Annotated in this window: 28 protein-coding genes; 19 read left to right on the top strand and 9 right to left on the bottom strand. The window is 64.6% G+C overall.

The genetic code is table 11. The annotated features are described in order from the left end of the window. Positions 1-38: 38 nt before the first annotated feature. Entirely contained in the window at positions 39-584 is a 546-nt protein-coding gene (locus tag AC630_RS35555; protein WP_074123066.1) for an invasion associated locus B family protein, read from the bottom strand. 448 nt (positions 585-1,032) lie between these two features. On the opposite strand from AC630_RS35555, the gene coxB reads away from it, so the two are divergent. The 9 genes from coxB to AC630_RS35510 all read left to right on the top strand — a co-directional run bounded on the left by coxB (position 1,033) and on the right by AC630_RS35510 (position 8,108). Beyond that, the gene (gene coxB, locus AC630_RS35550) at positions 1,033-1,872 is read left to right on the top strand and encodes a cytochrome c oxidase subunit II (protein ID WP_074123065.1); all 840 of its coding nucleotides are present in this window, start codon (positions 1,033-1,035) and stop codon (positions 1,870-1,872) included. Between the two features lie 83 nt (positions 1,873-1,955). Beyond that, positions 1,956-3,569 carry a cytochrome c oxidase subunit I gene (gene ctaD / locus AC630_RS35545; protein ID WP_074123064.1) on the top strand — a complete coding sequence of 538 codons (1,614 nt, stop codon included), beginning with the start codon at positions 1,956-1,958 and terminating at the stop codon, positions 3,567-3,569. 60 nt (positions 3,570-3,629) lie between these two features. Continuing rightward, on the top strand, positions 3,630-4,574 hold the full coding sequence (locus AC630_RS35540) for a heme o synthase (protein WP_074123063.1): 945 nt from the start codon (positions 3,630-3,632) through the stop codon (positions 4,572-4,574). Positions 4,575-4,581: 7 nt separating this feature from the next. Continuing rightward, complete coding sequence (locus AC630_RS35535; protein WP_018644977.1) at positions 4,582-4,746, top strand: cytochrome c oxidase system small membrane protein; 165 nt, start codon at positions 4,582-4,584, stop codon at positions 4,744-4,746. Positions 4,747-4,751: 5 nt separating this feature from the next. Beyond that, entirely contained in the window at positions 4,752-5,402 is a 651-nt protein-coding gene (locus AC630_RS35530; RefSeq protein WP_074123062.1) for a cytochrome c oxidase assembly protein, read from the top strand. Positions 5,403-5,481: 79 nt separating this feature from the next. Beyond that, positions 5,482-6,378, top strand: coding sequence for a cytochrome c oxidase subunit 3 (locus tag AC630_RS35525; RefSeq protein WP_074123061.1), 897 nt, complete (start codon positions 5,482-5,484; stop codon positions 6,376-6,378). A gap of 98 nt (positions 6,379-6,476) precedes the next feature. Beyond that, positions 6,477-6,878 (top strand): DUF983 domain-containing protein, encoded by a 402-nt coding sequence (locus AC630_RS35520; RefSeq protein WP_074123060.1) that lies wholly within the window; start codon positions 6,477-6,479, stop codon positions 6,876-6,878. After that, on the top strand, positions 6,875-7,627 hold the full coding sequence (locus tag AC630_RS35515) for an SURF1 family protein (protein ID WP_074123059.1): 753 nt from the start codon (positions 6,875-6,877) through the stop codon (positions 7,625-7,627). The genes AC630_RS35520 and AC630_RS35515 overlap by 4 nt, the downstream gene beginning before the upstream one ends. A 115-nt stretch (positions 7,628-7,742) precedes the next feature. After that, positions 7,743-8,108, top strand: coding sequence for a nuclear transport factor 2 family protein (locus AC630_RS35510; protein WP_074123058.1), 366 nt, complete (start codon positions 7,743-7,745; stop codon positions 8,106-8,108). A 2-nt stretch (positions 8,109-8,110) separates the two neighbouring features. On the opposite strand, the gene AC630_RS35505 is transcribed toward AC630_RS35510, so the two are convergent. Further along, entirely contained in the window at positions 8,111-9,445 is a 1,335-nt protein-coding gene (locus AC630_RS35505; protein ID WP_074123057.1) for a histidine kinase, read from the bottom strand. A gap of 85 nt (positions 9,446-9,530) precedes the next feature. Here AC630_RS35505 and AC630_RS35500 point away from each other — a divergent pair, with 85 nt between their 5' ends. From AC630_RS35500 to AC630_RS35475, 5 genes are all read left to right on the top strand, one after another. Continuing rightward, on the top strand, positions 9,531-10,175 hold the full coding sequence (locus tag AC630_RS35500) for a response regulator transcription factor (protein WP_074123080.1): 645 nt from the start codon (positions 9,531-9,533) through the stop codon (positions 10,173-10,175). Positions 10,176-10,821: 646 nt separating this feature from the next. After that, entirely contained in the window at positions 10,822-12,240 is a 1,419-nt protein-coding gene (thrC, locus tag AC630_RS35490) for a threonine synthase (RefSeq protein ID WP_074123055.1), read from the top strand. Then, positions 12,237-13,526, top strand: a complete 1,290-nt coding sequence (locus AC630_RS35485) for a M16 family metallopeptidase (RefSeq protein WP_074123054.1) — start codon at positions 12,237-12,239, stop codon at positions 13,524-13,526. The genes thrC and AC630_RS35485 overlap by 4 nt, the downstream gene beginning before the upstream one ends. A 33-nt stretch (positions 13,527-13,559) precedes the next feature. Continuing rightward, positions 13,560-14,147 carry a GNAT family N-acetyltransferase gene (locus tag AC630_RS35480; protein WP_074123053.1) on the top strand — a complete coding sequence of 196 codons (588 nt, stop codon included), beginning with the start codon at positions 13,560-13,562 and terminating at the stop codon, positions 14,145-14,147. Between the two features lie 157 nt (positions 14,148-14,304). Then, positions 14,305-14,961 (top strand): hypothetical protein, encoded by a 657-nt coding sequence (locus tag AC630_RS35475; protein WP_074123052.1) that lies wholly within the window; start codon positions 14,305-14,307, stop codon positions 14,959-14,961. Between the two features lie 231 nt (positions 14,962-15,192). Here AC630_RS35475 and AC630_RS35470 read toward each other — a convergent pair whose 3' ends face one another. The 5 genes from AC630_RS35470 to AC630_RS35450 all read right to left on the bottom strand — a co-directional run bounded on the left by AC630_RS35470 (position 15,193) and on the right by AC630_RS35450 (position 17,835). Next, complete coding sequence (locus tag AC630_RS35470) at positions 15,193-15,678, bottom strand: F0F1 ATP synthase subunit B family protein (RefSeq protein WP_074123051.1); 486 nt, start codon at positions 15,676-15,678, stop codon at positions 15,193-15,195. 5 nt (positions 15,679-15,683) lie between these two features. Beyond that, positions 15,684-16,250: a F0F1 ATP synthase subunit B gene (locus tag AC630_RS35465; RefSeq protein WP_074123050.1), complete on the bottom strand. Its 567-nt coding sequence runs from the start codon at positions 16,248-16,250 to the stop codon at positions 15,684-15,686. A 65-nt stretch (positions 16,251-16,315) separates the two neighbouring features. Beyond that, positions 16,316-16,546, bottom strand: a complete 231-nt coding sequence (locus tag AC630_RS35460; protein WP_007599451.1) for a F0F1 ATP synthase subunit C — start codon at positions 16,544-16,546, stop codon at positions 16,316-16,318. 53 nt (positions 16,547-16,599) lie between these two features. After that, positions 16,600-17,349, bottom strand: a complete 750-nt coding sequence (locus tag AC630_RS35455) for a F0F1 ATP synthase subunit A (protein WP_074123049.1) — start codon at positions 17,347-17,349, stop codon at positions 16,600-16,602. Between the two features lie 111 nt (positions 17,350-17,460). After that, the gene (locus AC630_RS35450) at positions 17,461-17,835 is read right to left on the bottom strand and encodes an AtpZ/AtpI family protein (protein WP_074123048.1); all 375 of its coding nucleotides are present in this window, start codon (positions 17,833-17,835) and stop codon (positions 17,461-17,463) included. Between the two features lie 358 nt (positions 17,836-18,193). Between AC630_RS35450 and AC630_RS35445 the strand changes: the two genes are divergently transcribed. Further along, a complete protein-coding gene (locus AC630_RS35445; protein ID WP_074123079.1) occupies positions 18,194-18,715 on the top strand; it encodes a hypothetical protein in 522 nt (173 codons plus the stop codon). A gap of 160 nt (positions 18,716-18,875) precedes the next feature. Next, the gene (locus AC630_RS35440; protein WP_074123047.1) at positions 18,876-19,349 is read left to right on the top strand and encodes a secondary thiamine-phosphate synthase enzyme YjbQ; all 474 of its coding nucleotides are present in this window, start codon (positions 18,876-18,878) and stop codon (positions 19,347-19,349) included. Between the two features lie 65 nt (positions 19,350-19,414). On the opposite strand, the gene AC630_RS35435 is transcribed toward AC630_RS35440, so the two are convergent. Beyond that, positions 19,415-21,040, bottom strand: coding sequence for an MFS transporter (locus AC630_RS35435; protein WP_208867090.1), 1,626 nt, complete (start codon positions 21,038-21,040; stop codon positions 19,415-19,417). Positions 21,041-21,385: 345 nt separating this feature from the next. Here AC630_RS35435 and AC630_RS35430 point away from each other — a divergent pair, with 345 nt between their 5' ends. Beyond that, positions 21,386-22,057, top strand: a complete 672-nt coding sequence (locus AC630_RS35430) for a response regulator (protein ID WP_074123045.1) — start codon at positions 21,386-21,388, stop codon at positions 22,055-22,057. Between the two features lie 39 nt (positions 22,058-22,096). Here the strand turns inward: AC630_RS35430 and AC630_RS35425 are convergent, their stop codons facing one another. Next, entirely contained in the window at positions 22,097-24,937 is a 2,841-nt protein-coding gene (locus tag AC630_RS35425) for an ATP-binding protein (protein WP_074123044.1), read from the bottom strand. A gap of 198 nt (positions 24,938-25,135) precedes the next feature. Here AC630_RS35425 and AC630_RS35420 point away from each other — a divergent pair, with 198 nt between their 5' ends. Together AC630_RS35420 and AC630_RS35415 are read left to right on the top strand one after the other, a co-directional pair. Beyond that, entirely contained in the window at positions 25,136-25,555 is a 420-nt protein-coding gene (locus tag AC630_RS35420; protein WP_074123043.1) for an organic hydroperoxide resistance protein, read from the top strand. 37 nt (positions 25,556-25,592) lie between these two features. Then, positions 25,593-26,618: an alpha/beta fold hydrolase gene (locus AC630_RS35415; RefSeq protein ID WP_074123042.1), complete on the top strand. Its 1,026-nt coding sequence runs from the start codon at positions 25,593-25,595 to the stop codon at positions 26,616-26,618. Positions 26,619-26,649 lie beyond the last annotated feature (31 nt).

Genomic DNA, 26,649 nt, shown 5'->3' with positions numbered 1-26,649 from the left:
ACATTACGGAAACAATAGGTTCTCTGCCGGTCCGCCGTCTACGGCAGCTTGTCGTAGCCCTCGCCGAGTCCGTTCAGGCTGAGCGGGAAGCCGATGCCTTCTTCGGGGGTCTCGAAGATGATGAAGGTCGCGGTCTTGGCGGTGCGGAGCTGTCCGAGCAGCTTGTCGTCCATGACGACCTCGGCGACGCAGCCGTTGGGCAGGCAGCGGACGAAGCCGGCGCGACCGACGTCCTGGTTGTCGAGCTTAAGCCCGAGGCCGGAGGGCAGCAGGACGCCCAAGGGGGCAACCACGCGCATCAGGCGGCTCTTCTGGTCGGCGGTCTTCAGCACAATCACGGTCAGGCCCGCATTGGAGCGGTCTTCGGCCACCACGCTCTGGATCAGGGCGCATTGCTCGGTCTGGGCGCCCGGCGGGGTGTCGCAGCGGATCTGCCAATCGCCATGGACGGAGCGCACCGCGCCCTGCGCATGGGCGAGGCCGGGGAGCGCCAGGAAGACGACCGCAGTCAGCAGGGCTGCCAGCGCCGAGAGGCCGTTAGCCTGCCTTGTAGCCTGCCTTGCCATGCATCTCGAAAACCCCATCGGGTCGGTCCCTCTGCTCGCCTGGGTCGCTCGCACCTGACGGACTGATACGGGAATGACGGCGTCTTGAAGGCGATTCCCAAGCAAATTCCGCGCCGCCTTGCACCGCCATCGTTCGCACGAATCAGGCTCCTGCGCGGCTGGCTGCCCGTGCCTAACGCGGGCAATTCCGCTGTCAAGCCGCAGCATCCCGGGAAACGGTATTTTTGTCTGATGTTACTAGGAAATATCTTGCGGGTGATCGCTGACAGAAGGGGCTCAAGACTGCATTGCGATAGATCAAGAATTATGGTTTGAGAGGCTTGATTTCGGCGTTCTAGCGATCTGGCCCCAATTCCTCTTAGAGGTATTCTTGTGCGGCGGTTTGTCAGGCGGGCGGATCGAATAAGCATTTCCCGGAAACAGGGGGGTGCACTTGGGGTGACTTCGTAAGGGGAGCGCGAACGGCATGAGGATGTCGATGGGCCGGATGGGCCGGCACTTGCTGGGATTGGCCGTGGCGGGTCTGACGCTGGCGACGGGCGGTTCGGCATTCGCCGAGCTCGGGCAACCGGCGCCGTGGGAGTGGACGCTCCAGCAATCCGGTTCGCCGGTGATGGACAACATCGTCTGGTTCCACAATTTCCTGTTCGTGCTGATCACAGTGATCACGCTGTTCGTTCTGGCGCTGCTCGTGATCGTGGTCGTCAAGTTCAACGCGAGGGCCAATCCGGTGCCGTCGCGGACCACCCACAACACGCTGATCGAGGTGGTGTGGACCTTGGTTCCGGTGCTGATCCTGGTCGGCATCGCGGTGCCGTCGTTCCGCCTCTTGTTCCTCCAGCTCGACATTCCGAAGGCGGATTTGACCGTCAAGGCGACCGGCAAGCAGTGGTACTGGTCCTATGCCTATCCTGACAACGGCAAGTTCGAGTTCGACTCGCTGATGGCCCAGGACAAGCAGCCCCGCCTGCTCGGTGTCGACAACGAGATGGTGGTGCCGGTCAACAAGGTGATTCGCGTCCAGACCACCGGCGCCGACGTCATCCACGCCTTCGCGCTGCCGGCTTTTGGCGTCAAGATCGACGCCATTCCGGGTCGGCTGAACGAAACCTGGTTCAAGGCCACCAAGACCGGCATGTATTACGGTCAGTGCTCCGAACTGTGCGGCAAGGATCACGCCTTCATGCCGATCGCGATCCGCGTGGTGAACGATCAGGAGTTCGCCTCCTGGGTCGAGGCCGCGAAGAAGAAATATGCGAGCGGCGGCACCAGCACCTACGCCTCCGCGGCCGGCCCGACGCAGTAAGCGCCGGGTGAAGGTTCAAGGGGACTGAAAGATAAGGGCGGGACCTCCAAAGGTCCGAACGGGACGCAAGGCAGGATTTGAAAATGGCAACGAGCGCAGCGGCACACGGCGATCACGCGCATGACGAGCACGCCCATCCAACCGGATGGCGGCGCTACGTCTATTCGACCAACCACAAGGACATCGGCACGATGTACCTGATCTTCGCGGTCATCGCCGGCATCATCGGTGCCGCGATGTCGATCGCGATTCGCGCAGAGCTGATGTATCCGGGCGTGCAGATCTTCCACGAGACGCACACCTACAACGTCTTCGTGACCTCGCACGGCCTGATCATGATCTTCTTCATGGTCATGCCCGCGATGATCGGCGGCTTCGGCAACTGGTTCGTGCCGCTGATGATCGGTGCGCCGGACATGGCGTTCCCGCGCATGAACAACATCTCGTTCTGGCTGCTGCCGGCCTCCTTCGCGCTGCTGCTCTGCTCGACTTTCGTTGAGGGCGAGCCGGGCGCCAACGGCGTCGGCGCCGGCTGGACCATGTACGCGCCGCTGTCGACCTCGGGCCATCCGGGTCCGGCCGTCGACTTCGCGATCCTGGCACTGCACCTTGCCGGTGCCTCGTCGATCCTCGGGGCCATCAACTTCATCACCACGATCTTCAACATGCGTGCGCCGGGCATGACCCTGCACAAGATGCCGCTGTTCGTGTGGTCTATCCTGGTGACGGTATTCCTGCTGCTCCTGTCGCTGCCGGTGCTCGCCGGTGCGATCACCATGCTGCTCACCGACCGCAACTTCGGCACGACGTTCTTCGCGCCCGATGGCGGTGGCGACCCCGTGCTGTTCCAGCACCTGTTCTGGTTCTTCGGTCACCCCGAGGTGTACATCCTGATCCTGCCCGGCTTCGGCATGATCAGCCAGATCGTCTCCACCTTCTCGCGCAAGCCCGTGTTCGGCTATCTCGGCATGGCCTACGCCATGGTCGCGATCGGTGGCATCGGCTTCGTGGTGTGGGCGCACCACATGTACACGGTCGGCATGTCGTCGGCGACGCAGGCCTATTTCGTCGCCGCCACAATGGTCATCGCGGTTCCGACCGGCGTAAAGATCTTCTCGTGGATCGCCACGATGTGGGGCGGCTCGATCGACTTCCGCGCCCCGATGATCTGGGCCGTGGGCTTCATCTTCCTGTTCACGGTCGGCGGCGTCACCGGCGTCGTGCTGGCGAACGCGGGCGTCGACCGCGTGCTCCAGGAGACCTACTACGTCGTCGCGCACTTCCACTACGTGCTGTCGCTCGGTGCGGTGTTCGCGATCTTCGCCGGCTGGTACTACTGGTTCCCGAAGATGACGGGCTACATGTACAACGAGACCCTGGCGAAGGCGCACTTCTGGGTCACCTTCATCGGCGTCAACCTGGTGTTCTTCCCGCAGCACTTCCTCGGCCTGTCGGGCATGCCGCGCCGCTATGTCGACTATCCGGACGCCTTCGCGGGCTGGAACCTGGTGTCGTCGGTCGGCTCCTACATCTCCGGCTTCGGCGTGCTGATCTTCCTCTACTGCGTGATCGATGCTTTCGCCCGCAAGGTGCCGGCAGGCAACAATCCGTGGGGAGCGGGCGCGACCACGCTGGAGTGGACGCTGTCCTCGCCGCCGCCCTTCCACCAGTTCGAAGTGCTGCCCCGCGTGCAGTAAGCGATCTCCCGCGGCGCCCGTCATGGGCGCCGCGGCTCTATAACGAAGCGAGTTGAACTAGTGTCCGTCCTCGACCACAACGCCGTCGACATCACCCCCCGCATCTCGGAAGCGGAGGTTGGCGACTACATTGCGCTGCTCAAGCCGCGGGTCATGTCGCTGGTGATCTTCACCGCGCTGGTCGGAATGGCGATGGCGCCCGGGTATTTCCACCCGGTGCTGGCGATCACCTCGCTGCTCTGCATCGCGGTCGGCGCCGGCGCCTCGGGCGCGCTCAACATGGCGCTCGAAGGTGACATCGACGCCAAGATGTCGCGCACGGCGAACCGGCCGATCCCGCGTGGCCGTATCACCCGTCCCGAGGCGATGGCGTTCGGCATGACGCTCGCCTTCTTCTCGGTGATGACGCTCGGCATCCTCGTCAACTGGATCGCGGGCGCGCTGCTCGCCTTCACGATCTTCTTCTACGTCGTGATCTACACGATGGGCCTGAAGCGCTGGACCGCGCAGAACATCGTGATCGGCGGCGCCGCCGGCGCGCTGCCGCCGGTGGTCGCCTGGGCCGCCGTGACCGGCAAGGTCGACGTCGAGCCGTTGCTTCTCTTCGCCATCATCTTCTTCTGGACCCCGCCGCACTTCTGGGCGCTGGCGCTGTTCCGCTCCGACGATTACGCGCGCGCCGGCATTCCGATGCTGCCCAACGTCGCCGGTCCCGACGCGACGCGGCTTCAGATCCTGCTCTACACCATCGTCCTGATCGCGGTGGCCGCCGCGCCTTGGGCGCTAGGCTATTTCGACGCCGTCTACGGCGTCATCTCGCTGATCCTGGGCGCCGGCATGCTGGTGCTCGCCATCAATGTCTATATGCGTCGCGAGCGCAGCCAGTCACTGCGCGCCACGCGCAAGCTGTTTGCTTTCTCGATCCTGTATCTGTTTGGACTGTTCGCGACCCTGCTGGCCGAAGTCGTGTTCCGGGCGCTTGCTCCGATGGCATGGGGCGCATGAGGCTGGGATGGCTGACAAACCCGAGCCAGATGGAATCGTCCTCACCGAGGCGCAGAAGAAGAGCCGTCGGCAGCGCTCGATCGCGATCGCGCTCGCGCTCGGCGTGCTCGTTGTGCTGTTCTTCGCCGTCACCATGGTCAAGGGACCGGCAGTCCTAGTCCGGCCGATGTAGGGAAGATGGATCAGAAGCCGACCATATCGCGGGATCAGAGCCGGACGGCCAAGAAGGGGCGAGGTCCTTTCAAGGGCCTTGGCCGCGACGCGTTCGTCGCCTCGATCTGCGGCGGCGTTGTCGCGTTGATGGTCGGCGCGTCCTACGCGGCGGTGCCTTTCTACAACTGGTTCTGTCGTGCCACCGGCTTCAACGGCACGACCCAGGTCGCGACCTCCGCGCCTGCGACCGGACCGATCGCCCGAAAGATCTTGGTGCGCTTCGATTCCAACGTCGCGCCCGGCCTGCCCTGGAAGTTCGAGCCGGAGCAGAACGAGATCGAGGTCAATATCGGCCAGGTCACGACGGTCTTCTACACCGTGACCAACCAGGCTGCGCGCACCACCGCGGGCCAGGCTGCGTACAATGTCGCGCCGCTGACGGTCGGCTCCTACTTCCAGAAGATCAACTGCTTCTGCTTCACCGAGCAGACCATGGCGCCCGGTGAGAAGCGGGAGATGCCGGTCGTGTTCTACGTCGATCCGTCGATCGCCGACGATCACGAGAACGACGGACTGAACACGATCACGCTGTCCTACACGTTCTATCCGGTGCGCGATCCGGTGGTGAAACCGCTCGCATCGGGCGAGGACGACAAACGCAAAGGAAATCTCTGATCGCCGGGCTCACGCCGCAGGGGTTGGAAACAAGGGGATAAGTGCCGGACAGGCACGGGATTGAGGAGAGAGACCGCAAATGGCTACGGCGCAAACCAAGCATCACGACTATCACCTGGTCGATCCCTCTCCCTGGCCCGCCGTCGGTTCGCTATCGGCCTTCATCATGGCGGTCGGCGCGATCGCCTGGATGCATCACATGTTCGCGGCGGCGCCGATCGTGTTCGGCGTCGGCACCGTCGGCGTGCTCTACACGATGGCGAGCTGGTGGGGCGACGTCATCAAGGAAGCCCAGTACAAGGGCGACCACACCCGCGTCGTGCAGCTCCATCACCGCTACGGCATGATCCTGTTCATCGCCTCCGAGGTGATGTTCTTCGTGGCCTGGTTCTGGGCCTATTTCAACGCCGCGCTGTTCCCGGCCGACGCCGTCCACGCCACCCGCGACGCGGTGTTCGGCTGCGGCCTCGGCACCCAGGCCGGCGCCTGCTCCGTGCCGGGCACCTGGCCGCCCCATGGCATCGAGACCTTCGATCCCTGGCATCTGCCGCTCCTGAACACGCTGATCCTGCTCACCTCCGGCACCACCGTGACCTGGGCGCACCACGCGCTGCTCGAGAACGATCGCCAGGGTCTCAAGTACGGCCTGATTCTCACGGTCGTGCTCGGCGCGCTTTTCACCTGCGTGCAGGCCTATGAGTACAGCCACGCGGCGTTCTCATTCGCCGGCAACGTCTACGGCGCGACCTTCTTCATGGCCACCGGCTTCCACGGCTTCCATGTGCTGGTCGGCACCATCTTCCTGATCGTGTGCCTCGCCCGCGCCTATGCCGGCCACTTCACGCCGAAGCAGCACCTCGGCTTCGAATTCGCCGCCTGGTACTGGCACTTCGTCGACGTGGTCTGGCTGTTCCTGTTCCTCTGCATCTACGTCTGGGGACACGGTGCCGAGACCATGGCCCACGGCGCGCACTGAGCCACGACAGATTGATCAGAAAGGGCGGCCGCAGGGCCGCCCTTTCGCCTTTTCGAGCGCCGGAAGTTTCGGCGGAAAGTGTGATAGAGTTTGCCGTCATGAACGAGCCCGCCGGTACATCCGGGTCCGAAACCACAGTCCTGCAGAGCGCGATGCGCGGACTTGCCTGCAAATGCCCGCGCTGCGGCCAGGGCAAGCTCTATGCGGGCTTCCTGACACTCGCACCTAGCTGCGACCGTTGCGGCCTCGACTACGCTTTCATCGACTCCGGCGACGGTCCGGCGATCTTCATTATCATGCTGGCCGGCGCGATCGTGGTCGGCTGCGCGCTCGTCGTCGAGGTCAAATACCAGCCGCCGTTCTGGCTGCATGCGGTGCTCTGGCTGCCGCTGATCCTCGCCACCACGCTACTGCCGCTGCGCTCCATGAAGTCGCTGTTGATCGCGCTGCAGTTCCACCACAAGGCTGCGCCTGGCCGGCTGGTCGACCGCGAGAAATGAACGACACCGCGCGCAAGCCTCGCGTGGCCGGCTTCGCGCTGTTCACGCTTTTCCTGACCGCCGTGTTTGTCGCGCTCGGCGCCTGGCAGTTGCAGCGCCGCGCCGCTAAGCACGAGCTGATCGCGGCGCTCACCGAGCGTCTTGCGGCTGCACCCATCGCGCTGCCGCCGCCCGCGCAATGGGCCGCGCTGAATCCGGCGCGTGACGAATTCCGCCGCGTCAGCCTCACCGCGACGTACGCGCCGCTGGCTGACGCGATGGTCTATTCCTCCGGCTCCGCCGTGCGCAAGGATGCTTCCGGCCCCGGCACCTGGGCGTTCCTGCCGGCGCGGCTGCCGAGCGGCGAGACGGTCGTGATAGATACCGGCTTCGTCGAGAACACGATGCAGGATCGCAGTGTCGAGGATCGCGCGGTGAAGAAGCTCGTGACGGGCCAGCCCGTCGCGCTCACCGGCTATCTGCGTTTCCCGGAGGCGCCGGGCTGGCTGACGCCGGCGGAGAACCGCGACAAGCGGCTCTGGTTCGTGCGCGATCATCTGGCGATCGCCAGCGCGCTCGGCTGGGGCGCAGTGGCACCGTTCTACATCGACCTGGAGCAGCCGGCGCCGGAGAACAACATTCCGCGTCCCGGACCGCTCGACGTCCATCTGAAGGACGATCATCTGCAATACGCCATCACCTGGTTCACGCTCGCAGGCGCCGTGCTGATTGCCTTCGGTGTCTGGATGAGGGGCCGGCGACGAAGTTAGGTTCCCGCAGCTTCCCCGAGGGAACCCGGTATCGCCCGGACTTTATTATTCCGCGCACATTCACGAGTGTGATCCGAAGGCGCACGCAAATTTTTGCTGCGGTCAGGATTCAGGCGTGAGCGATTTTGATCAGATGGGAATTGTCGTCGATTGGGTGGATGCCTGCCGGAGAGGCGACCTTGCGGCGCTGCTCGACCTCTATACGGACGATGCCGAGCTCGAATGCACGTGCAACGGTATGCAGCGCTATCGCGGCAGGCGCGAGCTCGAAAGCTATTGGGGACCACGGTTGAGCGGCTTCTCCTCGGCCGGCTTCGGGCTGGAGGAGATCAAGCCCACACCCCACGGTGTCGATCTCGAATACTCCATCGCGGGCTCGCTGCGCATTCGCGCCTCGTTTCGATTCAGTGCGGAAGGCAAGATCTACAGCACGCTGTGCACACCGTCGCGGCAGAACTCGCACGACGGCTGCGCCTGCTGACTTCATGCCGTCGCGTCTCGCGTCGCTCCGACCGGCAGGTGGCAGCGTACATAGGTTTGCTCGTCTGCGCGCAGCAAAGACAGTGATCCGCTGAGCGCGCGCACGCGCTCGTGCATGCCGGTCAGGCCCCGGCCGAAGACGTTGTTGGCGGGAAAGCCGGCGCCGTCGTCGGATATCTCGATGGCGATGGCCCGGCCGGAAATGGTTGCCTGCACCTGAGCATTGCTCGCTCCGGCGTGGCGCAACACGTTGGTCAGCGCTTCCTGGATCAGGCGATAGACGGTCTGGGCGAGCGGCCCGTCGATCCCGTTGAGGTCGGGATCGATCGTCGCTGTGAGGCCAATATGCGGCGCCTGCTTGCGAAAGTTCTGGAGCAGCGTCTGCAAGCTGGTCTCGAGGCCCAACTCCTCAATGTACAGCGGCCGCAGCCGGTCGAGGATGCGACGGTTGGTCTGCTGCAGCGCCTCGACCGACTGCAGCACCTCCTGCACAGAATTGCAGAGATTTCCCACCTGCGGCGGGGCCTCGATCAGCGCGATCGTGCCGGCGCGGATGCTGAACAGCAACGGACCGAGCTCGTCGTGCAATTCGCGCGCGAGATCGCGCCGCTCATTGTCCTGGAGCGACACCAGACGGTGCAACAGGTCGCGATTGTCCTGGTTCAATTGCGCGAGCGTGGTCGCCAGCGCGTTGGCCTCCTCGCAGCTCTGCCGGATCTCCGGCGGTCCTGCCACCGGGATCGGCGTCGAATAATCGCCGCGCCGTATTCGCGTGAGGCCCGCGCCGAGATTCTGCAGGGGGCGTAGCGCAGATCCGACGAAGAGGTAGGTGATCGTTCCGGTCAGCACCATCATCACGGCGATGAGGCTCGTCAGCGCAAGGAAGCCGATCCATTTCTCGAACAGGTCGGCGGACAGGTCGGGCATGAATACGATGTCGCCGACGCGCCTGCCGTCGATGATTACCGGAGATGCCACGTCCGTGTCCGGAATGACGATCAGGTTGACGAACCATTGCGGCACGCCATGCAGATCGCGCAGGCTGTCCTTCACGGAGGGCGCGGGACCCGCTTCCACAGGACGGAACTGAATATCCGAGGAGGCGTCCAAAGAATGGACAAATGCTTCGAGCATCTTCCGCGGATTGTCCGCGATGCTCAGGGTGCTGTTGAGGGCGGTGGCGACAGTGCGGGTCGAGCGCCGGCCCGGCTCAGTCTCGTCGGCCAGCTGGCCGGTCGCGAACGTCTGGAGCAGCACGCCGCCCATGATCAGCGCGGCGAGGAAACCCACGCCGAGCGGGAGAAACAGCCGCGTTCTGAAGGAGAGCCGTTGCCACATTAGGTCAATTCTAACGCGTTCCGACGGATTTCTCTCTTTCCATTTGTTCCCGTCGGTCTATGAGTCGAAAAACAGAGAGCGCGCGATGCAAGATACCGCCAAGCCGGCGACCAGGATCCTGATCGTCGACGACCACCCTGTGGTGCTGTCAGGTTGTCGCACCCTTTTCGCGTCTGACCATTCGATCCGGATCGACGAGGCGACTGACGCGAAATCCGGCCATCGTGCCTATGTGAGCAAGCGGCCCGACGTGACCGTGATCGACATCAGCCTGCCCGACGTCTCCGGCTTCGAGTTGATGCGTCGGATCCGCAAGGACGATCCCGACGCAAAGATCATCATGTTCAGCATGAACGACGATCCGGCCTTCGTGGTGCGGGCCGTCGAGCTTGGCGCGCAGGGCTATGTCTCCAAGGGCGACGATCCCAGGATTCTGCTCAAGGCGGTGCGCAAGGTGGTCGCAGGTGACAATTACATATCGCCGCAGCTTGCGGAGGCCGTGACGTTCTCCGGCGCCGCGATCAAGGCCAACCCGGCCTCGCAGATGACGCCGCGGGAGCTCGAGATTCTCCGCCTGCTCGGACGCGGCGACAAGATCGTCGAGGTCGCCGAGGCGCTCGGCATCTCCTACAAGACGGTCGCCAACACCACGTCCCTACTCAAGCAGAAGCTTGGCGCCAAGAACCATTCCGACCTGATCAGGGTCGCGGTGGAAATCGGGATGAGCTGACGTCCCGTGCGCCGAACCCGCTGCTCCAGGATGCAGCCGGTTCGGCGGGGGCGGACCGGTCTCGGCGCACAGGCAATGCATGGGACAACGCCGACACCATCCGACGACACAATGGGCCAAGGCGGCAATCGTTCCGGAGCCATACGCATGCCTCGGGAAAAAATGGCAATCTAGAGCGTTTTCGAGCGAAATGGATACCGGTTCGCGTCAAGAAAACGCGTCAGAATATGAGTCTAGAGCCCCGTTCCGATTCCATCGGAACGGAAATGGCTCTAGGGCGAGCATTCCCAAAGCCGTGCTGCGGACGATGAAACACGCCGGGAAAAATAGGAACATCTTCCGGCGTTCGCCGTTTTCGCCCTTGACGATATCGTGACAGCTGACGAAAGCTTGCGGGAGCAGTTCGAGCGGGTCAGCGACCCGGACGAGGCAAACTGGTCTGCACACATCAACGACAGACCTTCCAAGAGAGGGCTGCGGCATCGCCGCAGCCCTTTTGCGTTGGACGGGGTGCAGGCGGGAAGCGGTTTCCCGATGCCGCAAAACACTTTATGGTGGGCCAAAGCCTCTGGCTGTTAACAAGTATTTTCGTAAAATCAAAGGCTTACAGGTCGAGCTTGGGCTCGGCCGGCCTTTGGAGGGCAGTTTGACTCGTTATATCTCGACCCGGGGCGAGGCCCCCGAACTCGGCTTCTGCGACGTGATGCTGACCGGGCTTGCCCGCGACGGCGGCCTGTATGTGCCGGCCATCTGGCCGCAGCTCTCGGCAGAGACCATCACCGGCTTCTTCGGTCGCCCCTATTGGGAGGTCGCCGTCGACGTGATCCGCCCCTTCGCGGGTGGCGAGATTTCAGACGCCGAGCTCGGCCGCATGGCCAACGAGGCTTATGCCACCTTCCGCCATCCCGCGGTGGTGCCGCTGCGCCAGATGTCGCCGCACCAGTTCGTGCTGGAGCTGTTCCACGGTCCGACGCTCGCCTTCAAGGACGTGGCGATGCAACTGATCTCGCGGCTGATGGACCATGTGCTTGCCAAGCGTGGCCAGCGCACCACCATCGTGGTCGCGACCTCGGGCGACACCGGCGGCGCCGCCGTCGAGGCGTTTGCGGGGCTCGAGAATGTCGATCTGATCGTGCTGTTCCCGCACGGCCGCATCTCCGAGGTGCAGCAGCGGATGATGACGACGACGGGCGCGGCCAATGTCCATGCGCTCGCCATCGAGGGCACGTTCGACGACTGCCAGGCACTCGTGAAGGGGATGTTCAACAACCATCGCTTCCGCGATGCGACCTCGCTGTCCGGCGTCAATTCCATCAACTGGGCGCGCATCGTTGCCCAGGTGGTCTACTATTTCACGTCGGCGGTCGCCGTTGGAGCGCCGGCGCGCGCGGTGGACTTCGTCGTGCCGACGGGCAATTTCGGCGACATCTTCGCGGGCTATGTCGCCAAGCGCATGGGTCTTCCCGTGCGGACCCTGCGCATTGCCGCCAACGTCAACGACATCCTCGCGCGCACGCTCAAGACCGGGATCTACGAGGTGCGCGAGGTGCACGCGACCGCGTCGCCGTCGATGGATATCCAGATCTCCTCGAATTTCGAGCGGCTGCTGTTCGAGGCGGGCCGGCGCGATGCGGCCGGCGTGCGCCGTCTCATGGACTCGCTCAAGCAATCGGGGCGCTTCGTGCTGCCCGATGCGACCCTGGCCGCGATCCGTGAGGAGTTCGACGCCGGCCGCGCCGACGAGACTGAAACCGCGGCTGCGATCCGGGCCGCCTGGCGCGAGGCGGGCGAGCTCGTCGATCCCCACACGGCGGTCGCGCTCGCTGTCGCCGACCGCGACACCACCGACACCACGGTGCCCAGCATCGTGCTCTCCACCGCCCATCCGGCCAAATTCCCCGACGCGGTCGAGGCGGCCTGCGGCCAGCGGCCGCAACTGCCGGCCTGGCTCGACGGGCTGATGACCAAATCCGAACACATGAAGGTGATGAAGAACGATCAGGCCGAGGTCGAGCGGTTCGTGCTGTCGGTCAGCCGCGCCGCGAAAGAGGGAGTTGCCGGATGAGCGTCGAGATTTCCAAGCTTGCCTCCGGCCTGACCGTCGTCACTGACAAGATGCCCCATCTCGAAACCGCGGCGCTCGGCGTCTGGGCCGGCGTCGGCGGACGCGACGAGAAGCCGGACGAGCACGGCATCTCCCACCTGCTCGAGCATATGGCGTTCAAGGGCACGACGAGGCGATCCTCCCGCGAGATCGTGGAGGAGATCGAAGCGGTCGGCGGCGATCTCAATGCCGGCACCTCGACCGAGACGACATCCTATTATGCGCGCGTGCTGAAGGCCGACGTGCCGCTCGCGCTCGACGTGCTCTCCGACATCCTCGCCAATCCCGCCTTCGAGCCGGAGGAGCTCGAGCGCGAGAAGAACGTGATCGTGCAGGAGATCGGAGCTGCGCAGGACACGCCCGACGACGTCGTGTTCGAGCACCTCAATGAGCTCTGCTATCCCGATCAGCCGATGGGGCGCTCGTTGCTTGGAACTGCGAAGACCTTGCGCAGCTTCAACCGCGACTCGCTGCGCGGTTATCTGTCGACCCATTACCGAGGTCCCGACATGGTGGTGGCGGCCGCGGGTGCAGTCGATCACAAGCAGGTGGTTGCCGAGGTCGAGAATCGCTTTGCGAGCTTCGAGGCGACGCCGGGTCCGAAGCCGCAGGCGGCGATGTTCGGCAAGGGCGGCGCCAAGGTGGTGCACCGCGAGCTCGAGCAGGCGCATCTGACGCTGGCGCTGGAAGGCGTGCCGCAGACCGATCTGTCCCTGTTCTCGCTCCAGGTCTTCACCAACATCCTCGGTGGCGGGATGTCCTCGCGACTGTTCCAGGAGGTGCGCGAGAAGCGCGGCCTCTGCTACTCGATCTACAGCTTCCACGCGCCCTACACCGACACCGGCTTCTTCGGCCTCTACACCGGTACCGATCCGGCCGATGCGCCGGAGATGATGGAGGTCGTGGTCGATGTCATGAATGATTCGGTGGAGACCCTGACCGAGGCCGAGATCGCGCGCGCCAAGGCGCAGATGAAGGCTGGCCTGCTGATGGCGCTGGAGAGCTGCTCCTCGCGTGCCGAGCAGCTCGCCCGGCACGTGCTCGCCTATGGCCGGCCGCAGACGGTGCAGGAGCTGGTGGCCCGGATCGACGCCGTCAGCGTCGAATCGACCCGCGATGCGGCGCGTGCGCTGCTCTCGCGGAGCCGGCCTGCGGTTGTCGCATTAGGCAGTGGCAGGGGTCTGGACACGGCGGTATCTTTTGCGGAAGGATTGACGCGGGCGCGCGCCAAGGCGCGGCTGCATTAGGAGCCGCGCTGACCCGCCCCGGGAAGCATCACCATGGCCCTGTTTCGCCTGCCATCCAGTGGACCCGCCGCCCTCGCCCCGCGCGGCAACGGACTGTTGCTGCGCGCCCCGCAGATGTCGGACTTCCTGCAATGGGCCCATCTGCGCGAGACCAGCCGCGACTATCTGACGCCCTGGGAACCGATCTGGCCGTCGGACGATCTCACCCGGTCCGGCTTCCGCCGCCGTCTGCGTCGCTATTCCGAGGACATCGCCGCGGACCGCTCCTATCCCTTCCTGATCTTCCGGGAGCTCGATAGCGCCATGGTTGGCGGCATCACGCTGGCCAATGTCCGGCGCGGCATCGTGCAGGCCGGCACCATCGGCTACTGGGTCGGCCAGCCCCATGCCCATCGCGGCTACATGACGGCTGCGCTTCGGGTACTGTTGCCGACGCTGTTCGGCGAGCTCAACCTGCACCGGGTCGAGGCCGCCTGCATCCCCACCAATGCGCCGTCGATCCGGGTGCTGGAGAAGTGCGGCTTCTCCCGCGAAGGACTTGCCCGCCGCTATCTCTGCATCAACGGGGTCTGGCAGGACCACTTGCTGTTCGGCCTGCTGCATGAAGATTTCCGCGGCTGAACCCGTCCATTCATGTGACCAAAGTCTCGTTGGTGCGGCCTCGTTTGCTTCCTTGTTTCCTGCCTTGTTTCCTGCCTTGGGTTCGCCGATTTTGACGATATAACGCGCAAACCCGGCCAGCGATCGGCCGGCAAATTGTCATGGAGTACGGGCGTTGATGGTGAAGGAGCTTCGGTCGTCGCGGAATGTGTTGCGGCGGGGAACGGCGGTCGCGCTGGCGTTGTCGGTTGCGCTCGCCTCCGTCTCGCCGGTGGCGGCCCAGTCCCTGACCGACCGGTTCAAGAGCCTGTTCGGCGGCAAATCCGACGAGCCGGCCCAGCCCAACCCGGCGCCTGCGCCGGGCCAACCGGCGGCCGATGACGACGTCGATTGCCCGCAGGTCACGGTGCGCGCCGGGGCTTCGACCTACGCCGTCGGTATGACCGGCAAGCAGGCCGTCGGCAATGACGTTCGCTTCCAGGCCTCGATCACCAAAATGGCGCGCGAATGCTCGCGAAGCGGTGGCCAGATCACGGCCCGAGTCGGCATCCAGGGCCGCGTCATCGCCGGTCCCGCCGGCGCGCCTGCCACGGTCGAGGTCCCCTTGCGCGTCGCGGTGGTGCAGGGCGGCGTCGGCGAGAAGGTGATCGCCTCGAAGGCCTACCGGACTACGGTCGAGATGTCGGAGAGCGGCAGCGTGCCGTTCACCTTCGTTGCCGAGGACCTGGCCTATCCGGTGCCCTCGGCGGCGGCCGCCGATTCCTACATCTTCTATGTTGGCTTCGACCCGCAGGCGTTGTCGCCCGAGCCAAAGGCGCGGGGAAAGAAGAAGTAAAAGGTCTCGTGCCCCGGACGCGGTGCAGCGCAATAAGCGCGTTTACGCGCGTCGTTGACGCGCTATGGCGGGTGCACCGCAGAGCCGGGGCCCATTGGTCGCGAGCGCATGGGTCCCGGCTCTGCGTCGCGTCATTTCACGCCGCGCCGCGTCCGGGACACGAGAGTCTTACAGCCAACAAAAAAGCCGGCGCTCGCGCGCCGGCTTTTTGATTGGTGAAGGCAAGACCCCTCAGTTCAGCTTCTGCCGAACCTCGTTGATGCCCTTGGCGAGCAGGTCGTCGGCGACCTGGCCCTTGACCGACTGCGACAGGATCGTGGAGGCGGCCTGGACGGCGGCTTCCGCGGCTGCGGCGCGGACGTCGGCGACCGCCTGGGCCTCGGCGAGCGCGATCTTGCTCTCCGCGGTCTTGGTCCGACGGGCGACGAAGTCTTCCATCTTCGCCTTGGCTTCGGTCGCGATGCGCTCGGCTTCGGACTTGGCGTTGGCGATGATGTCGGCGGCCTCGCGCTCGGCCGTGGCGCTGCGTGCCTTGTAGTCGGCGAGCACCTTGGCCGCTTCCTGCTTGAGGCGCGTCGCGTCGTCGAGCTCGGCCTTGATGCGGTCGGCGCGATGATCGAGCGCGCTCATCGCCGTCTTGAAGATCCCGAGATAGCCGAACACGACCATCAGGATCACGAAGGCGACGGCGACCCAAAATTCAGGTTCGAAGAACATATCGACTAACCCTTCAAGGACGCATCGACCGCGGCATTGACCGCCGCAGCGTCGGGCACGACGCCGGTGAGCTGCTGCACGATCTGGCCTGCCGCATCGGCCGCGATACCGCGGACGTTGCTCATGGCGGTGGCGCGGGTCGAGGCGATGGTCTTCTCCGCCCCGGCGAGCTTGGCCGCCAACTGCTCTTCCAGCGTCTTGCGTTCGGCTTCCGCCTGCGCATTCGCCTTGTCGCGGGATTCGTTGCCGATCGCCTGCGCCCGCGTGCGCGCCGCAGCGAGCTCGCTTTCATAGGCCTTCAGCGCCGCGTCGGACTGATCCTTCAGCTTCTGCGCTTCGGCGAGGTCACCCTCGATCTTGTTTTGACGCGCCTCGATCGCACCGCCGATGCGCGGCAGGGCGAGCTTGGACACGATCACGTAAAGCACGACGAAGAAGATCGCGAGCGACACCAATTGCGAAGCAAAGGTGCTGCTTTCGAACGGCGGGAAGCCGCCACCGTGGTGACCACCGTCAGCCTCGGTATGGGCGCCCGCCGCCGGACCCTTTGCGCCGCCATGACTCTCAGCCATGGAGATCTCCTGTTGCTGTCACACGCGCCGTCCCAGAGGCTGGAACGGCGCGAAAAACGTCGTCCTCAGAGCGGAACGAACAGCAGCAGCAGCGCGATCAGCAGCGAGAAGATGCCGAGCGCTTCGGTCACGGCGAAGCCGAAAATCAGGTTGCCGAACTGGCCCTGAGCAGCCGACGGGTTGCGGACGGCTGCGGCGAGGTAGTTGCCGAAGATCACGCCCACGCCGACGCCCGCGCCGCCCATGCCGATGCACGCGATGCCCGCGCCGATAAGTTTTGCTGCTGCCGGATCCATTTTAGACTCCTTGGAAGAAAGATTGGGTTGTGGGTGGAAATTCCCCGGACCGCTCAGTGTCCCGGATGAATGGCGTCGTTGAGGTAGATGCAGGTCAGGATCGCGAACACGTAGGCCTGGAGGAACGCGACCAGGAGCTCCAGCGAGGTCAGCGCGACCGTGAGCGCCAGCGGCAGCACGCCGCCGACCCAGCCGATGGCGCCGAGCGAGAAGCCGAGCATGGCGACGAAGCCCGCGAACACCTTCAGCGCGATGTGGCCGGCCAGCATGTTGGCGAAGAGACGGACGCTGTGGGAGACCGGCCGCAGGAAGAACGACAGGACCTCGATGAACATGACCAGCGGCAGGATGTAGCCGGGAACGCCGTGGGGAACGAAAATCTTGAAGAATTTCAGGCCGTTCTTGTAGACGCCGTAGATCAGGACGGTGAAGAAGACCAGCAGAGCGAGCGCGGCGGTGACGATCAGGTGGCTCGAGATCGTGAAAGTGTAGGGGATGATGCCGACCAGGTTCGACACGCAGATGAACATGAACAGCGAGAAGATCAGCGGGAAGAACTTCATGCCTTCCGCGCCGGCCGTCGAACGGATGGTCGAGGCAACGAACTCGTAGGAGATTTCGGCGACCGACTGCAGGCGGCCCGGAACGAGCTGCGTGCCGCTGGCGAGCATCAGGATCGAGATGATCGCGACCGCCACCAGCATGTAGAGCGACGAATTGGTGAAGGCGATCGTGTGATTGCCGATATGGCCCAGGGTGAAGAGAGGCTCGATGTTGAACTGGTGGATCGGGTCGATTTTCATCAGCGCGGCATCTCTTGGTCTGCCGGGCAATGCCGGCTGGTCTCGGTCTACCGGCCGGGCCGGCCCGTACCGGCGAGGCCGGCACGATCATTCCTCTCCTGGTGGGACCAGCTACGAACCACCGCGCCTGTTTTGACCCGCGCCCGCCGTCCTCACCACGTTCACCACGCCGGCCACGAAGCCCAGCAGCAGGAACACGATGAATCCGAAAGGCGACGTCGACAGCAAGCGGTCGAAACCCCAGCCAATCCCCGCTCCGACAACGACCCCGGCGACCAACTCGGAGGATAACCGGAAGCCAAGCGCCATCGCCGAGGCTCTGGCCGCTCCGTCTCCACCGTCACCTGCGGGTTGCTCGGTCTTGACGTGGCGGCCGCGAAATTCGGACAACCGCTGATCAAGATTTCCGAGCCGTTCGGAAAGCGCAGCTTCCTCGGGCGTTCTATCGCGATCTCCATTCTCGCCGTGTCCCGTGCCCTGTGTCATGCAACGAAGACCCGAAACGCTGCGGTTGAATGGAAACTACGCCCGCCACCCTCAAAAGCCGCGCGGACCATACTGACCGACCATAATCAAGTCAAGCCAAGTCACGATTGCGTCGCTTTCTGTTATGTATCTGATTTGCTTGATTATATTGGCTCGCGCGGCAGCGCTGCACACAGCGTGACGCCGCACCGCAGCAGCTCTTCTCATGATCGGCGGATCCGGTCGCCATTTCGCCGTGCTGCCGGGATCAAAGGGGCAGCCGTGATCGTTGATTTGATGACCGCTTTTCGGCGGCAGATTCTGGTGCCGGGGTGTAGAATTGCAGGCGTGCCACCTGCGCATCGTGGCGGAGAGGGCGATGAGACCAGCGACGTCATCCACAACATCATGGCTTGCGACCGCGGCGCTCGCGGCGATGATGGCCTCCAGCGGCAGCCTGGTGGCCGCACAATCCGCGCCCGACAGCGAAAACGGCCGCTACAGCATGACGCCGATCCCCGAGGGCGTGCTGCGGCTCGACACCCGCACCGGCGCGATGTCGACCTGCACCAGGAACGGCGCCGGCTGGGGCTGCTACGCGGTGCCCGACGAACGTGCCGCGTTCGACGCCGAGATCGGCAGGCTCCAGGCCGAGGTCGAGAAGCTGAAGGAACAACTCGCGGCGGGGCCGACCGTGTCGGGCAAGATCGACGAGGCGCTGCCGAAGTCAGATCCGCTCAAGAAGGCCGAGCCGAAGGTCGCCGAGGGCGACCGCAAGATCGAGATCCCGCTGCCGAGCGACCAGGATGTCGATCGCGTGATGTCGTTCCTGGAAAAGGCGTGGCGGCGGCTGATCGAGATGGCCAACCGCGTGCAAAAGGACGTGTCGGGGAAGATTTGAGGACCCCTTCGCGCCATCCATGCGTTGAACTGTCGTAGGGTGGGCAAGGCGCACTCGCGCCGTGCCCACCGTGCCTCCACGATAACCGGAGAAGACGTGGGCGCGGCGCGTATGCGCCTTTGCCGACCCTACGGCAGAGTTCGATAGATCGAGACCTTTCATGACATCGACCAGTTCGCTGACACGTTCAGCACCGTCCACGGTGCAAGCCACCACCATCGTATCGTCGCTGCTCACCGTGCAGACGCCGGGCCGCGGCTTCACCGATCTCACCAGCGACGCCGCGAAGTTCGTCGACGAGACTCACGCACGCGACGGCGCGCTGACGCTGTTCATCCGTCACACCTCGGCCTCGCTGACGATCCAGGAGAACGCCGATCCTTCCGTGCTCGTCGATCTGACAACGGCGCTGTCACGCCTCGCGCCCGAAAATGCCGGCTGGATCCACGACAGCGAGGGGCCCGACGACATGCCCGGGCATATCAAGACCATGCTGACGCAGACCTCGCTTCAGGTCCCGGTCCTGAACGGCAAGCTCGCGCTCGGCACCTGGCAGGCGATCTATCTGATCGAGCATCGCAGCCGCCCGCACCGTCGCGAGGTGGTGCTGCAATTCATCGGCAGCAATCAGTAGCCGTCAAAACAAAACCGGCCGCGGAATCCGCGGCCGGCTTGCATTGGCAGGGATCGCTTGTCCGATCAGGTCGCCTTGATATCGACGTCCTTCGTCTCGGGCAGGAACAGGAAACCGATCACCGCGGTGAGCACTGCGAACACGATCGGGTACCAGAGGCCGGCATAGATGTCGCCGGTCGAGGCCACGATCGCGAACGCGGTCGCGGGCAGGAGGCCGCCGAACCAGCCGTTACCGATGTGATAGGGCAGCGACATCGAGGTGTAGCGGATGCGGGTCGGGAACAGCTCGACAAGCATCGCCGCGATCGGCCCGTACACCATGGTGACGAAGATCACCAGGATGAACAGCAGGCCGATGATCGCAGCCACCTGCGGACGGAAGATGTCGAACGGGTTCGACATCTTCACGATGCCGGCGTCGCCGGCCTTGGGATAGCCCGCCGCCTGCACCGCGGCGAGGACCGCCGGGTTGCCGTCCTTGGCGTTTGCGTAGGGCACTTCCTTGCCGTTGACGACGACCTTGACCCCCGAGCCTGCCGGGCCGGCGGTCGTCGTGTACTTAACCGACGACTGTGACAGGAAGGAGCGCACGATGTCGCAAGGCGCACTGAAGACGCGGGTGCCGACCGGGTTGAACAGATCGCCGCAGCTCAAGGGATCGGCCACCACCTCGACCTTCGCTGATTCGATCGCCTTCTCCAGCGCCGGGTTGGCGTTGGTGGTGATCATCTTGAAGATCGGGAAGAAGGTCAGCGCCGCGATCAGGCAGCCGCCGAGGATGATCGGCTTGCGGCCGATCCTGTCGGAGAGTGCGCCGAACACGACGAAGAAGCCGGTGCCGAACAGCAGCGACCAGGCGATCAACAGGTTCGCGGTATAGCCGTCGACCTTGAGGATCGATTGCAGGAAGAACAGCGCATAGAACTGGCCGGTGTACCAGACCACGCCCTGGCCCATGGTGCCGCCGAGCAAAGCGAGCAGGACGAGCTTGCCGTTCTGCCAGTTCGCGAAGGCCTCCGTCAGCGGCGCCTTCGAGCTCTTCCCCTCGTCCTTCATCTTCTGGAAGATCGGCGATTCATTGAGACGCAGCCGGATCCAGACCGAAATGCCGAGCAGCAGCACCGAGACCAGGAACGGGATGCGCCAGCCCCACTTCGCGAAGTCGGCTTCGCCCGTCGCGGTGCGGGTGAACAGAATCACCAGCAGCGACAGGAACAGGCCGAGCGTGGCGGTCGTCTGGATGAAGGAAGTGTAGTAGCCGCGCCTGCCGTTCGGGGCATGCTCGGCGACATAGGTCGCCGCACCACCATATTCACCGCCGAGTGCCAGACCCTGGGCGAGGCGCAGTGCGATCAGGATGATCGGGGCGGCGATGCCGATGGTTGCCGCGTTCGGCAGCAGGCCGACGATGAAGGTCGACATGCCCATGATGAGGATGGTGACGAGGAAGGTGTATTTGCGGCCGACGATGTCACCGACCCGGCCGAATACGATCGCGCCGAAAGGGCGCACCAGGAAGCCTGCCGCGAAGGCGAGCAGCGCGAAGATGTCACGGGTGGCTGGCGGATAATCCGAGAAGAACTGCGCGCCGATGATGCCGGCCAGCGATCCGTAAAGATAGAAGTCGTACCACTCGAAGACGGTGCCGAGCGACGATGCGAGGATGACGAAACGCTCATCCTTCGTCATGCCGGGCGACCGTGCCGACGTTGCAGCCATTGTAGACATTGTAAATGAGCTCCCCGAAAATGCATTTCCTCGCGTCCCGGCTGTCCGGGCAAGCCGGATCAACCTGGGTCTTAACCGCAAGGTAACATCGGCGTGAAACTCGCCCCAATACGACTTTTGGCCTTGCGCACTGACGCGTGCCTGACGCTGGGGACCCCCGATCCGGCAGAATAGTGCTCGACGGTGGATTAACCCCGTTCCCGCAAAGGGATATTGTCCACTTGCATGCCACAGCGGGTCGGGAAAGAATTGACCAAGGCCCCCCGGGCCGGCCTACTGGCCGGTGCGATTGCCAGCAAGAGAACGATGACCGCTCCCTCGACCCATCTCGTCATTGCCGATGACCATCCTCTGTTCCGCGATGCGCTGCGGCAGGCGGTGGCCAGCGTCCTGACCGCGGCGAGGATCGACGAGGCCGGATCGTTCGAGGATCTGACCAAGCTGCTGGAACAAACCTCCGACGTCGACCTGATCCTGCTTGACCTCTCGATGCCCGGGATCTCCGGCTTTTCCGGCCTGATCTATCTGCGCGCGCAATATCCGGCGATCCCGGTGGTGATCGTCTCGGCCTCCGACGACAGCGCCACGATCCGCCGCTCGCTCGATTTCGGCGCCTCCGGTTTCATTCCGAAGCGTTTCGGCGTCGAGACGTTGCGCGATGCCATCCTCAAGGTGATGGAGGGCGACGTCTGGGTTCCTGCCGACACCGACCTGTCGGCCGCGACCGATCCCGACATGACGCGCCTGCGTGACCGCCTGGTGACGCTGACGCCGCAGCAGGTCCGGGTCCTGATGATGCTGTCGGAAGGGTTGCTCAACAAGCAGATCGCCTACGAGCTCGGCGTCTCCGAGGCCACCATCAAGGCGCATGTCTCGGCGATCCTGCAAAAGCTCGGCGTCGAGAGCCGCACGCAGGCGGTGATCGCTGCGGCCAAGATCGCCGGCGGCCAGTGGAAGCAGGGCACCCCGACGGGGTAGCCGCGCTCCGTCATTGCGGGGCGCCGAGGCGGTCCGCGGTTACAATATTTCCAGCAGCCTGTTGGCGGCCGTGATGTCCGCCGTCTCCGGACCCTCGGCGAAGCCTTCGAGGGCCGATTGAAGCAATCCTTTTGCTTCCTCGCGCTGGCCGCGTTCGGCAATGAGCTCGGCGAGATCGATCGCGGCCCGTAACTGCCAGGCTTTCGCGCCCTTGCGGCGGCCAAGCTCCAGCGATTGCATCAGGTGGACTTCTGCTTTCCCGGCGTTGGGCTCGGGAAGGGACAGCAACACCTCGGCTTTCATGCGCAGCAGCTCCGGCATGTAGAGATGATCACCGCTTTGCTCGACGAGGCGGATCGCATCGTCGATCAGGACCGCGCCTTGTTCACTCCGTCCAAGCGCCAACAAGCCTTGAACCAGCGCGATGTTGAATGTCGTGGTGAGCAGCTCATAGCCGGCGTCGTGAAGCTCGCGCAGGCTGGCACGTATCGTCTCGACGCCGCTTGCGGCGTCGCCGCGCCGGATCGCCAGTTCGCCTTTGACGCCTCGGCCGACCGCGAGATAAGGACCCATCGAGCGCGACGTGGCATGTGCAATGAAGCGGTCGATGTTCTCTTCCGCGCCGTCGAGGTCTCCGCTCCAGAGATCGATCGAGACCATCCAAATCAATGCAATGCAGAGCGTGATCGGATGATCCATCTCCGCCGCCTCGGCGACCGTCTGCTGGGCCAATCGCCGCGCATCCGCGGGCCGGCCCTGCAACCAAAGCTCTCGCGCGAGCGATATGCCGGCCCGGTTGCGATGATCGAAGCCGTACACTGTGCTGATCCGTTCCGTGCCCGGTCCCCGCCACGCGGCCTCCAGCATGTTCAGCGCGTCGCGATGCTCGCCGGCCAGATGCAGCGAGACGCCCAGAAGCGAATGGGCGAGGGCGATCGAGGCCGCATCGCCGAGCGCCTCGGCGACCGTGAGGCTCTGCTGCGCAAAACCAAGCGCGGCGTCGAACTGTCCCATCCGCTCGTGGAAGATATGCATGCGGCCGAGTAGCTGGAGCTGGTTCTGCTGGTCGCCGCGCGTCTCGGCGATCGCAAGGCTCCTGCTCAACGCGCCGCGTGCCGCCTCGCTGCCGCCGCGCGTGAACATCAAGGTCAGTCCGAGTGCGGCCTGGATGTGCATTTCCTCGGCGCCGCCGCGCGCGGAAGGATCGATCGCGAGCAGCGCCCGTTCCGACCAGCGCCGGCATTCGATCAGCAAGGACATCGCCAGGAAGATCGGCGCCGCAGCCGCGGCGAGCGCAATGCCGATGCGGACGTCGCCGCCCATGCCGAAGCACCAGTCCAGCGCGGCGCGCACGTTGTGAAGCGCGGAGAAATGGATCGCGCGTTCGTCGGCGCTCGGTACCGTAGCCCATGTCGTGCCGGCCTGCTCCAGCCATCGCCGGTAGTAGGTCGCGTGGCGGGCGGCGAGCGCCGCGTCGTTCGGCTCGATTTCGAGCAAATAGGCGCGCGTCGTATCGAGGAGACGGTAGCGCATCATGGCGCCGATCGGCCGCGGCGCGACCATGGACTTGGCGACGAGGCTGTCGATGGCGTCGAACAGGTGGGAGCGGTCGACGCGTTCGTCCGGCACGACCTCGAGCGCTGCGTCGATGGTGAAGTGACCGGCGAAGACCGCAAGCCGGCGCAGCACGAGGCGCTCAATGTCGGACAGGAGCCCGTAGCTCCAGTCCAGCGTCGCCTGCAACGTCTTCTGTCGCGGCGGCGCGGTGCGCTGGCCCTGCCAGAGCAGGTTGAGGCGCTCGTCGAGCAGCGCCGCCGTCCGCTCGAGGCCGTAGGCTTCGACCCGGCCGGCGGCGAGCTCGATCGCCAGCGCCATGCCGTCGAGCTTGCGGCAGATTCCGGCGACGATCGCAGCATTGGCATCGTCGAGCGCGATCTGCGCGCCACCGGCTGACGCTCGTTCGAGGAACAGCTGAAGCGCGGGATAGGTCTGCGCGGTGGTCGCCGTCAGTCCGGCACTGTCAGGTGGCACGGCAAGCGGTGCCAATCGATAGACCTGCTCGCCCTCGACGCGCAGGGCTTCGCGGCTCGTCGCCAGGATATGAACATGCGGCGCGGCGTGGAAGATCGCCGCGGCAAGCGGCGCCGCAGCGGCGATGACATGCTCGCAATTGTCCAGGATCAGCAGCATCCGCTTGTCCCGGAGATGCGCGAGCAGCGCGGGTAAGGAATCGTCGGCCTGTGCCGGCAGGCCCAGCATCAGCAGGATCGAGGTGATCACGAGATCGGGATCGCTGAGCGCGGCAAGGTCAACGAAATGTGCAGCGTCGGAGAACGTTTCGAGCAGGTCGTGAGCGATCGCCACCGCAACGGCGGTCTTGCCGACGCCGCCCGGGCCGGCGATCGTGACGAAGCGCGAGATGACGAGCTTGTCCGAGACGGCGGCGACCGCTTCGTCGCGGCCGACCATCCGCTGCAGACGGTTCGGCAATTTCACCAGCGGCGGACCCGTCCGCGGTGCGGGGTCGCGCTCTACCGGGCTCTCCATTTGCGAGATCGGCGCCACGAAACAATAGCCGCGCCCGGAGAGCGTGGTGATATAGCGTGCGCCGGCCTTGCCGTCGCCGAGCGCCTTGCGAAGGGTTGCGACGTGAAAGCGCAAATTGGCTTCTTCGACGGTCATGCCGGGCCACACCAGCGCCATCAGATCCTGTTTGCTGACGACCTCGTTCGGTCGCGACATCAGCGCGATCAGCGTGTCGAACGCTCTCGCGCCGAGCGACAGCACGACGCCGCCGCGCGTCACGAGTCTTTCATGCGGCGTCACGATGAATGGCCCGAACGATAGAGTTCCCGCTGCGGTGCCGCCCGGCTCGGTCATGGCAGAATCTTGGTCCTTTTGAAGGTACCGGATAGCCAGACGATCGTGATCCGGCAAGGCCGCCCCTGCATTTGGCTCAGACCGCGTGCGCAGGCCTCGTGATCGGCTGCAAGCTGAGGCCTCACAACTTCTCACAAGTCCAAACGGGTGTGCTGCGGTGGCCGCTGCTAGTCAGTTGCGCGACCGCAAGGAGACATCATGACGCAAACGGAAAAACTGCTCTATACGGCCCGGACGCACACCGTCGGAGGGCGCCAGGACGGAACGTCCCGCAGCTCGGACGGCCGTCTGGACGTCAAGCTCTCGCCGCCGGGTGGCACAGGCATAGGCACCAATCCCGAGCAATTGTTCGCGGCGGGCTGGTCGGCCTGCTTCGAAGGCGCGATGGAGATCGCGGCCCGCAAGCGGAAGATCGACCTTCCCAGGAAAAGCGCGATCGATGCGGAGATCGACCTCATTCTTGACGAGGGCGCGTATTCGCTCAGGGCGCGTCTCAATGTCAGCCTGCCGGGCCTTGATCGCGATATCGCGCGCGGCATCGTCGATGAGGCGCACGAGACCTGTCCTTATTCCAAGGCCGTCCGCGGCAACATCGACGTCACGGTCGCGCTGATCTGACGCACCCTCCAACAACCATCAGCAAGGTAGCACCATCATGAAGCAGATCATCGACCAACACCGGCGCCAGTTTTTCGGCGTCGCCGCCGGCACCGTCGCAGCCGGCCTCGGCGTAATGAGCCTCGCCCGCGCTGAATCGGAGGCGCCGCGCTCCTCCTCGACGAAGGCGTCCTTCGCGATCAAGCAGATCGATGCCGGCGTCCTCAATGTTGGCTATGCGGAGGCCGGTCCGTCGAACGGTCCCGTGGCGATCCTGCTGCACGGCTGGCCCTACGACATTCACAGCTTCGTCGATGTTGCGCCGATCCTGGCGCAGGCCGGCTATCGCGTGATCATCCCGTATTTGCGTGGCTACGGCACGACGCACTTCCTCTCCAGCGAGACGCCGCGCAATGGCGAGCCTGCCGCGATGGCTGTCGACATCATCGCGCTGATGGATGCGCTCAACATCAAGAAGGCGGTCGTCGCCGGTTTCGACTGGGGCGCGCGCACCGCCGATATCATCGCCGCGCTGTGGCCGGATCGTTGCCGCGCGCTGGTGTCGGTCAGCGGCTATCTGATCTCCAGCCAGGCCGCCGGAAATGCACCGCTGCCGCCGCAGGCCGAGCTGCAATGGTGGTATCAATTCTATTTCGCCACCGAGCGCGGCCGCGCCGGATACGAGAAATACACGCACGACTTCGCCAAGCTGATCTGGAAGCTCGCCTCGCCGCAGTGGAAGTTCGACGACGCCACCTTCGACCGGAGCGCGGCGGCGCTCGACAACAAGGATCATGTCGCGATCACGATCCACAACTACCGCTGGCGGCTCGGGCTCGCCCAGGGCGAGGCGAAATACGAGCAACTCGAAAAGAAGCTTGCGGCCGCTCCCGTGATCGGCGTGCCGACAATCACGATGGAAGGCGACGCCAACGGCGCGCCACATCCCGACGCCAGCGCCTACGCCAAGAAATTCTCTGGCCGGTACGACTATCGCCTGATTACCGGCGGCATCGGCCACAACCTGCCCCAGGAGGCACCACAAGCCTTTGCCAAGGCTGTCATCGACGCCGACGGTGCCTAAGGATTCATCTGTACCTCGGTCCAGCCTGACT

The sequence above is a fragment of the Bradyrhizobium sp. AS23.2 genome (assembly GCF_001908185.1).
Taxonomy (GTDB): domain Bacteria; phylum Pseudomonadota; class Alphaproteobacteria; order Rhizobiales; family Xanthobacteraceae; genus Bradyrhizobium.
The sequence above is the reverse complement of the archived record's forward strand: the minus strand, read 5'-3'. Positions and strand labels throughout refer to the sequence as shown.